Here is a 13,287-nt window from a genome sequence, read left to right on the forward strand (position 1 = left end):
TCTTGCATAATTACATGTCGAGATATTGATTCCTTTTGATAAAGGGGGGAAAGAAAGAAATCAAGATAGTCAGAATTGCTGCAAGTCTGCCAAAGGGAATTGGATAAAAAACATAATAGTATGCCTGATCCTTTTACTTAGAGCCATTGTCCAAAAGATATCGAACTTATAATCCAATTGAAAAGGGGTATTATACATGGAACAAACTATTAAACTCAATCCACGTGTGCAAGAATTCTTGAAGGGCACTAAAAAGCTTTTGATAAATGGGGAGTTGGTGGAAGCTGCTTCAGGAAAAACCTTTGAGACTCTCGATCCTTCAAACGGCAAGGTTTTAGCGGTTGTGAGTGAAGCAGGTCCGGAAGATGTAGATAAAGCAGTCAAAGCAGCCCGTACGGCTTTCGACAATGGTCCTTGGAAAAAAATGAGTGCATCGGAACGCAGTCGCCTCATTTATAAATTAGCGGACCTCATGGAGGAACATAAAGAGGCGTTAGCGCAATTGGATACCCTGGATAATGGCAAGCCAATTGGCGAAACCACTAATGCCGATGTCCCCCTTGCAATCGATCACTTCCGTTATTATGCGGGATGGACCACTAAGATAGTAGGACAAACCATACCTGTTGCTGGGAATTACTTCAATTATACCCGTCATGAAGCGGTTGGAGTGGTAGGACAGATCATCCCTTGGAATTTCCCTCTACTTATGGCCGCATGGAAATTAGGTGCAGCCCTTGCCACCGGATGCACGATCGTTTTAAAACCAGCGGAGCAAACGCCGCTTTCAGCCTTATATTTAGGACAGTTGGCGCTTGAAGCAGGTTTTCCTCCTGGCGTTCTCAATGTCATACCTGGATTTGGTGAAACAGCAGGGTCACCGCTTGTAGACCATCCAGAAGTCGATAAAATTGCCTTTACAGGTTCAACCTCGGTAGGAAAAATGATCATGCGCCAAGCTTCTGGAACCGTGAAAAAAATCTCGTTGGAATTAGGCGGGAAATCACCTAATATCATTCTACCGGATGCAGATATGAGTAAAGCCATTCCTGGTGCTTTAATGGGCATCATGTTTAATCAAGGACAAGTATGCTGTGCCGGTTCACGCCTGTATATTCAAAAGAAATCCTATGACAACGTGGTGGCTGATTTAGTGTCCCATGCAAAAAACATTAAACAGGGGGCAGGTCTTGATCCAACTACCCAGATAGGACCTTTGGTTTCCGGTGAACAATTGGAACGAGTGGGCAGTTATATTGAAAAAGGAAAGTCTGAAGGAGCTGAAGTGGTTACCGGGGGCAATTACGGACAAGGAGAGGGTTATTTTGTAACACCTACAATTTTTGCTGGCGTTGAAGATGAAATGACAATCGCTAAAGAAGAAATCTTCGGTCCAGTTGTAGCTGCCATGCCTTTTGATGATTTGGATGATGTGATAAACCGGGCAAATAACTCAGAATATGGATTGGCTGCAGGTTTATGGACACAAGATGTAAAAAAAGCCCATTATGTGGCTAATGAATTAAAAGCCGGAACAGTTTGGGTAAACTGCTATAACGCTTTTGATGCAGCTTCTCCATTTGGCGGTTATAAACAAAGTGGAATCGGTCGGGAAATGGGCAGTTATGCTTTGGATAATTATACGGAAGTCAAAAGTGTATGGATTAACTTAAACTAAAATAAAAGAGTGAACGCTCCATATGATCATTTAGCTCAAATACCGTTATTGAAATGCATGTTATCGCTTGCTTAAAAATTCGCAAAAAGGTATACCAAAGTACGGGCTTTGGTATACCTTTCTTGTTTTGTAACTTATAGGGCTTAAACAAAAAAAGAGACCTTTCATTTTCGAAAGGTCTCTTTATATCCATCATCCATTACGTTCAATTTGCATTTTATCTCTGTTTGCTTTTTCTTTTTCGATATTTTTCTGTCTTGAAATCCCGGCAAACAGGATTCCAATAACCACTATCGCTTCAAATCCATATTTAATGAATGGATTTGCAAAGTAGTCGTGCATGAAAGGTTCAGCTACGATCATTTTAGCAGCTGTCCAGCCTAGTATTCCCGCACCAATTATTATGATGAATGGGAAGCGTTCGATCAGTTTCAGGATCAAAGTGCTTCCATACATCACTACTGGAATTGATACAAGTAAACCGATTACCACTAAAGTGAAGTTACCATGAGAAGCACCTGCAACAGCTAGGACATTGTCCAATCCCATCAATGCATCTGCAATAATGATGGTTTTTATAGCAGCCCACATCGAGTCTGCAGGCTTCACATCATGTTCTTCTTCATCGATAAGGAGCTTATAAGCAATCCATACAAGAAGTAATCCCCCTATTAAATGCAGTCCTGGCACCTCTAATAGCCAAACAACCAACAGCGTTGCGATGATCCTTATCACTATTGCCCCGACCGCTCCCCAAATTATCACCTTTTTTTGCTGTTCTTTCGGAAGCTTTCTTGCAGCCAATCCAATAAGGATTGCATTATCACCGGCTAGAACTAAATCTATCATAATGATCGCTAAAAGTCCTGAAATGAATTCACCTGTTAAAAAATCCAACACAATTTCCTCCTTTTTCACAAAAATAAAGAGACCTCTGCCAAATATGGCAAAGGTCTCGCTAAGCACTAAATGAATTAGGCCAATAAAGCCGGTGGGATTCCCACGTAATGACGACTTTATTTCAGGTTATCCCTGACGCTACTCCCCTTCACGGGAATATAAGAATATGTAATTCTTTTAATATCTTTTCATTAGGAAACTAACAAGAAAAAATATCACTAATCCAGTATACCAAAAATACAAATAAAATAAAGAAAAAAATAAGAGATAGGGAGAATATTCATGAAATTAATTTTACTAAAATCCTTTCAAAGGCTAATTTCAGTCGATCATCCCTTCTAGATATTGGCATAATTCGTTTCCTAGGTTCGGGATACCGCTCAAATCCTTCCCCCATAGATATTGATTACTTAAGGTCGCCTCTATCAATTGTCTAAGCGGGATTTGCCCCCTCTCATAACTAAGCCATTGTTCACTGAAAAATTCAATTGTCTTTATATCGTCTCTAACGACATAATCTTTACCCGCAAAGCTTTTACCAAGATAAGTCCCCTTCATTTCATTAACCCTATAAAATCGGATCATGCCCGAAAATCCTCTTACGATACAGTCGGGCAGCGTGCCTTTCGACCTTTGATATTCCTCTAATGTAGGCAGGAGACGAACTTTGAACTTAGAAATGCTATTCAACGAAATATCGGTCAGGAGGTGATGTACAAAAGGATTCTTAAATCGCTCAAGAACACTTTCCCCATATAGCTTCATCTCATTTTGATCAAAGGGTAATGAAGGAATTATTTCCTTTTCGATGGCATTGCTCAGAAATTGGTTGAATTCCGGATGATCGATTACCTGTTTCACTTCTTCCAATCCAGATAAAATCCCTAAAGGAGCCAACAAGGTATGTGAACCATTAAGTATCCGTACCTTCCTCATTTGATAAGGCGTTAAATCTTTTACCCAACGCACATTCAATCCGGATTTTCGTAAAGGAAGACGTTGATCAATACTAGGGTCACCTTCAATAGCCCATAAATGGTAGGGTTCTGCCGTATTTAGCAGAGTATCCTTATATCCCCATGCCGCAAATAGTTTTTCTGACTCATTGGCTGGGAACCCTGTAACGATTCGGTCTACAAGCGAGTTTAGGAAGAGATTGTCCCGGTCCACCCAATCAATGAATGACTTGGGTAAATCCCAATCCCTGCCATGTTTAAGAACACATTGCTTCAATGAATCACCATTTCTCTCTAAAAGCTCACATGGAAGCATGATCAATCCTTTTTTCGCATCTCCATTGAAATGCAGATAACGGTGATACAAAAAAGCAGTCAGTTTTCCTGGAAAAGATTCCATCGGCTTTCCTTCTTCCAAAGGTATCGGCTGATATTTGATTCCTGCTTCAGTCGTGTTGGAAACTACAAATTCCAATTCAGGATTTTCTGATAGTGCTAAAAATTCCATCCATTCTTCATATGGATCAATTGCCTTCGAAAAAACGGAAATGATCTCTGTACTTTCCACTTTCTCCCCTTGGTGAAAACCACGTAACATTAATGTATACAGTCCATCTTGCCGCTTCACTTCTTCTATTTTCCCTTTACCGGCAGGCCGAGGCTGGGTAACTGCAATGCTTCCCTTGAAATGACCTTGTTTATTACACTCATGAATCATCCAATCAAAGAAGCCCCGAAGAAAATTCCCCTCACCAATCTGCAATACTTTTATGGGGAAATCCATCTTAAGTGAGGATTGGACAGCTTTTGTATCTTTACGCAAACGCTTTAGTTGACTTTTATTTATGCTCAATGATAAAAGAACTCCTTTCTTATTGAAATATCCAATTCAGAGTGCGAACTAACAGCATACCTAATGCTTATATTTCGACAATCGCCTTGATCACTTTAGCTTCAGGAGTTAACCACCCTTCGAATTGATTGATCATTTCATCCATATGTGTGCGGTGTGTAATATACTGGCTCATATCCAGCTTGTCATTCTTCAGCGTATTCACGACAAAATCAAAGTCTTCCTTTGTTGCATTACGGCTTCCCATCAATGTAAGCTCTTTACTGTGGAATTCAGGATCATTGAAGGTAATATCCGCTTTAACTAAACCTACATAAATCAACCTTCCCCCGTGAGCAGGATATTTAAATGACTCCATCATTGAATTAGCATTACCTGTAGCATCAAATACCACGCTTGGCATATCTCCATTCGTCAATTGGGCCAATTTCTCCATTGGATTCTCCATAACGTTCAAAGTATAATCGGCATTTGCCCATTTTCCAGCAAACGCAAGGCGTTCATCATTTACATCCATTGCGATCACCTTCGCACCCTGTTCTTTAGCAAATGCCATGACTCCCAAACCAATGGGACCAGCACCAATTACTAGTGCAAATTCCCCTTTATGAATAGCGGCGCGCCTGACTGCGTGAGCCCCGATACTTAAAGGCTCTATCATTGCGGATTGATCAAGTGTGAGACCTTCTGTTTTCACCAAATGATTATAAGGAACCGTAATCCACTCACTCATGCCTCCTTCAGCATGTACACCCAACACTTTCATATCCGTACAGCAGTTCGTTTTTCCAGTTCTGCAAGCCAGGCATTTTCCACATTCCATATAGGGGATGATAGATACCTGATCCCCGACACTAAGCCCTGATTCATTTTCCGGTATGGACTCAATTAAACCGGATAATTCATGGCCAAGTATTCGAGGATAGCTAAAAAAGGGCTGATTACCTCCATAGGCATGGATATCCGTACCGCATATCCCTATGCGTCGCACACGAATCAAAGCTTCCCCTGAGTTTGGAATAGGTTTTTCCGATTCGATCATCTTAAATTCAAATGGTTGTTCACAAACGATACTTTTCACTGAATAACACTCCTTTTTTTTATAGCTTAATAGAAACCGTGTACTATTAGAGAATGACACCTTCTTTAAAGATGCTTATCTCCCTATATCCGAATTTTTCATTATTCGTTTTCTTTTTACCGGATGAAAGCTCAAGAATGTAATGGAATAACTCGTCCTTTAATTCATCGATCTTTTGACCTTCAATCAACCGTCCGGCATTATAATCAATCCAGTGCTTTTTACGATTGGCTAATTCTGAATTCGTAGCTATTTTTACAGTTGGCACCGGTCCGCCGAATGGTGTTCCTCTTCCCGTAGTGAATAGAACGATATGTGCGCCGGCTGCTGCCAAAGCCGTCACCGAAATCAGATCATTTCCAGGGGAATTGATCAAATTCAAACCATGCTTCACCACTCGTTCTCCATATGGACTTACATCCACTACAGTGGCATGGCCCCCTTTTTGCGTGCATCCAAGTGATTTTTCCTCCAGTGTACTTATGCCGCCTTCCTTGTTTCCAGGTGAAGGGTTTTCATAAATTTCTTGATTATGGCGAATGAAATACTGTTTGAAATCATTAATAAGGCCAACGATTTTCTTAAAGGTTTCTTCATCCCTTGCCCTGTTCATCAATATCGTTTCCGCTCCAAACATCTCAGGAACCTCTGTCAATATCGTGGTCCCGCCATTTTCCACTATTAAGTCGGAAACCGCACCAACCAATGGATTAGCGGTAATGCCTGAAAAACCATCTGACCCCCCGCACTTCAAGCCTATTTTCAACTTTGAAACTGGTACTGTCTGGCGTATGAACCCTTCCGCATATTCCACTAGTTCACCCAATAAGCGTAAGCCGCTCTCCAATTCATCTTGAACCTCCTGGGCTTTTAAAAATTTAACCCGACTTGGAGGAAATTCGCCTATGACTTCTTTGAATGCTTCGATTTGATTGTTCTCACATCCTAATCCAACTACTAAAACCCCTGCTGCATTTGGATGTTGAACCAAGGCTGCCAATAGTTTCTGTGTATGGGTCAAATCGTCTCCCAATTGAGAACAACCGTAGGGGTGGGAAAAGTGATGAACCCCATCAATTTGTCGATCTTTAAACTGCTCATTTCCCATTTTAGCGAGAAGTTCACATGTTTTATTGATGCAACCAACTGTGTTGATGATCCAGATTTCATTCCGGATACCCACTTCCCCATTTTCACGGATATATCCTTGGAAGGTATGATTTTGACTGGGTTCTTTTGTATTTTGTCTGCTAGGTTGATAGGAATAATCTAATATGCCATGTAAACCGGATGTCAGATTGTGAGTGTGAATCCAATCTCCAATGGAGAGATCTTCTTTAGCTTTTCCAATCGAATAGCCAAATTTGATTACGTCCTCCCCTCGCTTAACCGGATTCACTAACATTTTATGCCCTTTAGGAATGTCATCACGTGCCCTGATATGGATCATTCCCCTATCTTTTGTTTGAATCTTGAGGCTCTGTCCTTTCTGAATCCCCTCCAAGGAAATAACAACATCATCGTTTGAATGCAATTGAACAAATTTATTCATTTTGTTCCCTCCTTATCATGAGTGAAGAAGTTCTAAAGATAACGTCAATCCATTCCGAAAGCCCTTTCATTTTTCCCTTGAATTTTTTTAATTTTCAAATCTTCTATTAATTTTAACATCAATTTTTGAAATATTAATTGCGTATTTTGCTATAAATATACTCATTTTTGTTGTATTATACTTTCAGGAGATGAACAAATGAAAAAAATCCATAATGCATTAAATCATGATTTACTCTTCCCATTTTCTTTTGTCTATCAAGATACGAAAAGTCCCCAGAATGAATTGTCCGATCATATGCATGACCATTATGAAATTGTTTATGTTTATAACGGTAAAGGGACCTTTTTTATCGGTGATGTATTTTATGATATGCAGCAAGGGGATGTATTCCTGATCCCGAATAATACCATTCATAGGGCATTACCGAATAAGGACGACCCTGTCACCTCCACCATTATCTTTTTCAGTCCCACATTAATATATAAAGATGTGGTTGATGATTCTTTTTCATATTTACATTTGTTTGATCTGACAAAAAAGAGTAAGAATTATAAAATATCATTGCCGCAAAAGAAACAAGTAAAGATGGAAGAACAGCTAGAACTCATCCTGCAAGAAACGAATAGCCGATCGATGGGCTCGAGGCATGCTTGTTTGCTGATCGTTCATCAGATCATACTTGATTTATACCGTATCCGGATAAATGGCAAACAAGAATTATCCGAGGGCAAGAGCTATAGTTCAGAATGGATGAAAGATATTTTAATCTATATTAATGAACATATGGATGAACCATTGACGTTGTCGATACTTGCACAAAAAGCATTGGTCAGTCCCGCTCATTTTAGCAGGGTTTTTAAGGAAACCACTGGAATTGGGTTAGTCGTGTATCTAAACACGAAAAGGATCATCAAGGCAAAGGAACTTTTACTGGAAACGAATTACACCATTGCCCATATTGCCGAAATGTGTGGTTTTGAAAGCATGCCGCAATTTTATCGTACCTTTAAGAAGTACAATGAAAAGACACCAGCTACATTTCGAAAAGAAAATAGGATCCGCTAGGCATGCCTAATAAACAATTATAATTCATTAAAAATGGAAGTGTCCCCCCTTGATATTTCTTTGGGGGACACTTCCATTCTAACAATCTCTTACACAGGCTTTACTATCGGTCGTACAAAACGGATGACTGCAAGCGATGCAACGATGGCCAATCCACCAGCAAGCAAGAATGCAACTGTGTATGTGCCTGAGGTATCGACAATGTATCCTGTTAACGTCGGTCCGATGATTCCTGCTGTATTTGCCAAGAAATGCATAAAACCTCCAACAGATCCAACATTACCAGGGTCTACGACATCGTTGACGATTGCCCAGTAAATGGCACCAGTCAAATATAGGAAGAAGACGGAAAGTGCGACAAGCGTTACTGCACTGACCGTTGTGGATACAAGTCCAGCAAAACCGATACATACTGCCGATAAGAACAAGCATGTTACTAGCACGAGTTTACGTGAGAATAAAACACCTTTTTGAGCGAATTTTTTAAAGAAGAAATCCGACACGAATCCACCCAAAGCAAGTCCGATGAATCCAAAAATCCAAGGAATCACTGTAATGATACTCATATTTTCCACACTTAGGCCGCGTGCATCCACCAAATAGCTTGGGAACCAAGTTAAGAAAAAGAAGAGAATATAGTTGTAGGAGAAAAAGGCTAGAGCTGTAAATAAAACCGTTTTTTGTTTTAAATAGAAGGTGAATTTCACCTTTCCTTCAGATGTTGCCGCTACATAAGATTTTCCTGTATGCTTCTGTTCTTTTGACTCTTGTGGTTTTTCTTTAACGAACTTCCACCAGCAAATCGCCCATATAAGACCAATTATCATTATGGCAATGAAAGAAACTCTCCATCCATATGAGATGGCTATGAATCCAACTATTGGACCTGCGATTGCGCCACCAAGCGGAGTCCCGCTATTCGTCAAACCAACGACAGAGGCCCGTTGATTTGCCGGGAACCAGTTATTCACCATTTTATTGATGGTTGCCGAAAGAGGGCCTTCGCCCATCCCAAACAGGATGCGGATGACGATCATACTGGCAAAACCGACAGCAAGTACAAGCGCACCACTGAATAAAGACCAAACGATCATCGCCACGAAAAGCGTAAGCTTTGCTCCCCATTTATCGGACGCCATGCCTCCAAGGAAGTTAAATACGGCATAACCAACGGAAAAGCTACTAAAAATAATTCCCATCTGCGTGGCTGTTAAAGATAAATCATCTTGGATGAACGGAGCTGCAATGGACAGTGCAGATCGGTCCAGATAATTTATTACCCCTGCCAAGAACAAGAAAACGATAACCATTCCTCTACCATTTGAAAACATAAAGAACCCCCCTATACATTTCTGTAAATGCAGCAGCATTTTTGGAAACGTTTCCATTTAATAACCAAGAGTAAAACCTATATGACTCAAAAACTAAATCGGTTTAGAATCCCCGTAAAAAAAGCGCTTTCTTTTTCACAGGAATTCTTATACCGAATCTAGCAAGAATTCCTTGAAAGCAAAGTCGGTTTCAAGCGATGCACGCTTGTATCCTCTTTTCCTGATTTATTGATTTGACTAAGCAGTAACTCCGCTGCCAAGTTTGCCATTTCAATGGCTGGCTGATTAACCGTTGTGATGGTCGGTGTATAGAAACTGGCATACGGTACATCATCGATGCCTATGACCGCTATGTCATCAGGTATATGGATTTCATGCAGTTTCATATAACGCAATACTTCATTAAGTACGATATCATTTCCTGCCAATATGGCTTGAGGCGGCTTTTCCAATTCGAAAAATTCTGAAAGTGCAAGCGGAATTTCATCTGCATTCACGGTTTTTATATAATCAGAATTGACTGGTATCCCATGTGACGCGAGTGAATCCTTATACCCTTGGATCCGTTCGATTCGAGGGCTGATATCGCGTATTATTGAAGTGGTTATGATTGCAATGTTTTCAAAACCCTTTTCAATAAACCGATCGATCGCTAACTTGGAAGCAAGGTGATTATCGAGCATGACTGTAGCAATATTCAATTCTTGGATTGTCCTATCCATGAATACAATCGGGAATTGATCACTCTTCATACGTTGATATAAATCAAGATTGTCCCCTGTGGGGAAAATGATGATCCCATCCACTTGTTTAGCTCTTAGCATTTCAATATAATTCTTTTCCTTTTCAGGATTGTCATCCGCATTACATACGATAATATGGAACCCTTGTTCATAAAAGTAGTTTTCTATCGCTCTAATAACTTGCGTTGAAAACGTATGAAGGATATTGGCCACCACCACCCCAACGGTAAAAGTGGACTTTTGTTTTAAACTGCGCGCTATTATATTAGGCTGATAGTTTAACTCTTCGATTGTTTCTTCAATTTTTTTCCTGGTTTTTTCACTCATATATTCATAGCGTTTGTTCAGGTATTGGGAAACTGTGCTTTTTGATACTTTCGCGTGATTGGCGACATCAGTAATTGTAATGGTTTTCATTTCATTCATCCCTGTCGTGTGATTTCAATATATAAGGAATATTCTATTATAATAAGTAAAGCTTTACAATCACCTTCCGATGCAGTAAAAAAGTCAATTTCCCATACCATGGAACTAATTTAATCACGTTAACTTGTTTGCCTTTTTATAGGAGCTGAATTCAGACACCGGAGTATGCCATGAAACCACCATCGACCGGTACCGTAATTCCTGTGACAAAGCCCGAGTAGGATTCATCAACGAGCCAAAGCAACGTTCCAAGTAAGTCTTCAGGCTGCCCAAAACGCTTCATGGGTGTTGAAGTAATGATTTTATTAGACCTTGCTGTCAGACTGCCATCTTCATTAAGCAGAAGATCCCGATTTTGCTTCGTCAAAAAGAATCCTGGAGCAATGGCATTCACCCGTAAACCTGCTTCGGCAAAATGTACAGCCATCCACATCGTAAAATTATTTATCGAAGCTTTGGCCGCACTGTATGCAGGCACTTTAGTCATCGGAGCGTAGGCACTCATGGATGATACATTTACGATAATTGGTGCTTCCACTTGCAATAACTCTTTCCCAAAAACCTGACTGGCCAAAAATGTACCGGTGAAATTACTGGCAAAAACCTGGGAGAAACCATTTTCATCTAAATCAAAAAAGGATTTCCCTTCCGCTTCTTCCCCATATTTCTCTGGTGCTGTAATGGCATCAGGATGATTGCCTCCCGCTCCATTTATTAATAGATCCACTCTTCCGAACGATTCTATTATTTTTCCTCTTGCATTCTCCAATGAGGCTCTATCCAATACGTCTGCTGCTATGGATATCGCAGTGCCCCCTGTTTGTTCAATGAGTTCGACCACTTCTTGCCCTTTTTCGGCCGTTCTGTTCAATATAGCTATCCTGACACCATGACGGGCCAATTCCACAGCCATTTTCGAACATAAAACACCGCTGCCCCCAGTGATCACTGCCACCCTGTTCGATAAGTTTTCATGGATGGGAATCATGATTTCCCACCTGATTTACCAGCTTCATATGCATCCCATAATCCGAGCAAATACATGATGCCCAATGCTCGGTCATATAAACCGTAACCTGGGCGACAATCTTCACCCCAAATATGGCGGCCATGATCAGGTCTGACATAACCAGTATAATTCTGCTTATTCAATTCTTCCACGACGCCCTGTATATTGATGGATCCATCCTGGGTATGATGGGATGTTTCCACAAAGTCACCATTTTCATAAATCTTCACATTTCGAATATGGGAGAAAGGCGAACGATTTGCATACTTTTTAGCCACTTGGACCATATCATTTTCAGGGTTTGCCCCCATCGATCCAGTACACATGGTAAATGCATTCGACGGTGAGTCCGAAATCGAGATCAGTTTTTCATAGCTCGATTCTCCGGTGATGATTCTTGGCAAGCCAAAAATGGACCATGGCGGATCATCCGGATGAATAGCCATTTTAATGCCGCAAGCCTCGGCAACAGGTAATATTTCTTTAAGGAATATTTCAAGATTGGCCCATAGTTGCTCTTCGTCGACAGTTTTGTAAGCTTCGAATAATTCAGAAATCCGATCCATCTTTTCTGGTTCCCAACCTGGTAAAGTTAAATCGGAAGCTTCCGTCACCGTACGAATCAAATCTTGCGGTTCTAACGTATCCACTTTCGCCTTTTCATAAAATAGGGCAGTTGAGCCATCTTCCAAAGGATGGAACATTTCCGTACGAGTCCAATCAAAAATCGGCATGAAGTTATAACAAATGACTTTCACTCCAGCTTCCGAGAGATTTCGGATCGTCTCTTTGTATTTCTCAATATATATCATGCGGTCTTCGTTACCCAATTTAATCGATTCATGGACATTTACACTTTCTACAACATCCGTGTGAAAACCAAATGATTGGATATATTCGATTTCTTCTTTAATTTCTTCCTTTTCCCATACCTCACCAACAGGTTTTTGGTGTAGTGCCCATACAATCCCTTTCACACCAGGAATCTGTTTAATGTGCTCCAATGTAACGGTATCATTGTCTTTCCCATACCATCTAAATGTAATGTTCATCATGCACCTCCGTCATTCCGCAATCTTTTGCATATATTTTCCGCTTAATTCCACTGCTGCTTCATAGCCGCCATTTTGATAGGCTTTGTTCAAGTCACTGCCGATCCCGATTGCTACCGCACCTGCATTCAGCCAGTCCTTCATGTTATCCAAATTAATTCCGCCGGTTGGCATGATTCTTACATTAGGCAGTGGACCATTAACCGACTTGATGAAAGAAGGTTCAAAATGGTTTGCCGGAAATAACTTCAAAACATCACAACCTGCTTCCATTGCCTTAGCCATTTCTTTGATTGTCATGCAACCAGGCATATAGGGAATGCCGTATCGATTACAAAGTTCGGCCACTCCATTGACAAAATAGGGACTGACGATAAAATTGGCACCAGCTAAAATCGCATGTCGAGCCGTTTCAGAATCAAGTACCGATCCTGCTCCTAAGAGTGCATCCGTATTCTGCAGTTCTTTGAAAGCCTCTTCAATTCCCGGTGTTGTATAAGTCAATTCTATTGCCCGAACACCGCCTTCCACAGCTGCTTTAGACAGTTGTGCCGCTTCCTTTGCATCCTGTCCCCGGATAACAGCTACAACTTTCGTTTCCTTTATTCTATGAATGATTGAATGTTTGTCCATACTCC

At 40.7% G+C, this 13,287-nt stretch carries 11 protein-coding genes; 2 read left to right on the top strand and 9 right to left on the bottom strand.

Annotation, left to right across the window (positions count from 1 at the left end; all coding sequences use genetic code 11):
• Positions 1–196: 196 nt before the first annotated feature.
• Positions 197–1,678 carry an aldehyde dehydrogenase family protein gene (locus MHB45_RS11140; protein ID WP_048679651.1) on the top strand — a complete coding sequence of 494 codons (1,482 nt, stop codon included), beginning with the start codon at positions 197–199 and terminating at the stop codon, positions 1,676–1,678.
• A 192-nt stretch (positions 1,679–1,870) separates the two neighbouring features.
• Here the strand turns inward: MHB45_RS11140 and MHB45_RS11145 are convergent, their stop codons facing one another.
• From MHB45_RS11145 to MHB45_RS11160, 4 genes are all read right to left on the bottom strand, one after another.
• Positions 1,871–2,575, bottom strand: a complete 705-nt coding sequence (locus MHB45_RS11145) for a TerC family protein (protein WP_048679653.1) — start codon at positions 2,573–2,575, stop codon at positions 1,871–1,873.
• A gap of 324 nt (positions 2,576–2,899) precedes the next feature.
• On the bottom strand, positions 2,900–4,387 hold the full coding sequence (locus MHB45_RS11150) for a tagaturonate reductase (protein WP_072273049.1): 1,488 nt from the start codon (positions 4,385–4,387) through the stop codon (positions 2,900–2,902).
• 67 nt (positions 4,388–4,454) lie between these two features.
• Entirely contained in the window at positions 4,455–5,468 is a 1,014-nt protein-coding gene (locus tag MHB45_RS11155) for a zinc-binding alcohol dehydrogenase family protein (protein ID WP_072273050.1), read from the bottom strand.
• Positions 5,469–5,514: 46 nt separating this feature from the next.
• On the bottom strand, positions 5,515–7,020 hold the full coding sequence (locus MHB45_RS11160; protein ID WP_072273051.1) for a UxaA family hydrolase: 1,506 nt from the start codon (positions 7,018–7,020) through the stop codon (positions 5,515–5,517).
• 198 nt (positions 7,021–7,218) lie between these two features.
• On the opposite strand from MHB45_RS11160, the gene MHB45_RS11165 reads away from it, so the two are divergent.
• Positions 7,219–8,088 carry an AraC family transcriptional regulator gene (locus MHB45_RS11165; RefSeq protein ID WP_072273052.1) on the top strand — a complete coding sequence of 290 codons (870 nt, stop codon included), beginning with the start codon at positions 7,219–7,221 and terminating at the stop codon, positions 8,086–8,088.
• A gap of 89 nt (positions 8,089–8,177) precedes the next feature.
• Here MHB45_RS11165 and MHB45_RS11170 read toward each other — a convergent pair whose 3' ends face one another.
• The 5 genes from MHB45_RS11170 to MHB45_RS11190 all read right to left on the bottom strand — a co-directional run bounded on the left by MHB45_RS11170 (position 8,178) and on the right by MHB45_RS11190 (position 13,282).
• Positions 8,178–9,419 carry an MFS transporter gene (locus tag MHB45_RS11170; RefSeq protein ID WP_072273053.1) on the bottom strand — a complete coding sequence of 414 codons (1,242 nt, stop codon included), beginning with the start codon at positions 9,417–9,419 and terminating at the stop codon, positions 8,178–8,180.
• A gap of 158 nt (positions 9,420–9,577) precedes the next feature.
• A complete protein-coding gene (locus MHB45_RS11175; protein ID WP_048679665.1) occupies positions 9,578–10,579 on the bottom strand; it encodes a LacI family DNA-binding transcriptional regulator in 1,002 nt (333 codons plus the stop codon).
• A 160-nt stretch (positions 10,580–10,739) separates the two neighbouring features.
• A complete protein-coding gene (locus tag MHB45_RS11180) occupies positions 10,740–11,576 on the bottom strand; it encodes an SDR family oxidoreductase (protein ID WP_063591000.1) in 837 nt (278 codons plus the stop codon).
• Positions 11,573–12,649, bottom strand: coding sequence for a mannonate dehydratase (gene uxuA, locus MHB45_RS11185; protein ID WP_054395679.1), 1,077 nt, complete (start codon positions 12,647–12,649; stop codon positions 11,573–11,575). The genes MHB45_RS11180 and uxuA overlap by 4 nt, the downstream gene beginning before the upstream one ends.
• 12 nt (positions 12,650–12,661) lie before the next feature.
• The gene (locus tag MHB45_RS11190) at positions 12,662–13,282 is read right to left on the bottom strand and encodes a bifunctional 2-keto-4-hydroxyglutarate aldolase/2-keto-3-deoxy-6-phosphogluconate aldolase (protein WP_048679678.1); all 621 of its coding nucleotides are present in this window, start codon (positions 13,280–13,282) and stop codon (positions 12,662–12,664) included.
• Positions 13,283–13,287: the final 5 nt, after the last annotated feature.

The sequence above is a fragment of the Peribacillus sp. FSL K6-5616 genome, assembly GCF_038008245.1.
Classification (GTDB): domain Bacteria; phylum Bacillota; class Bacilli; order Bacillales; family DSM-1321; genus Peribacillus; species Peribacillus frigoritolerans.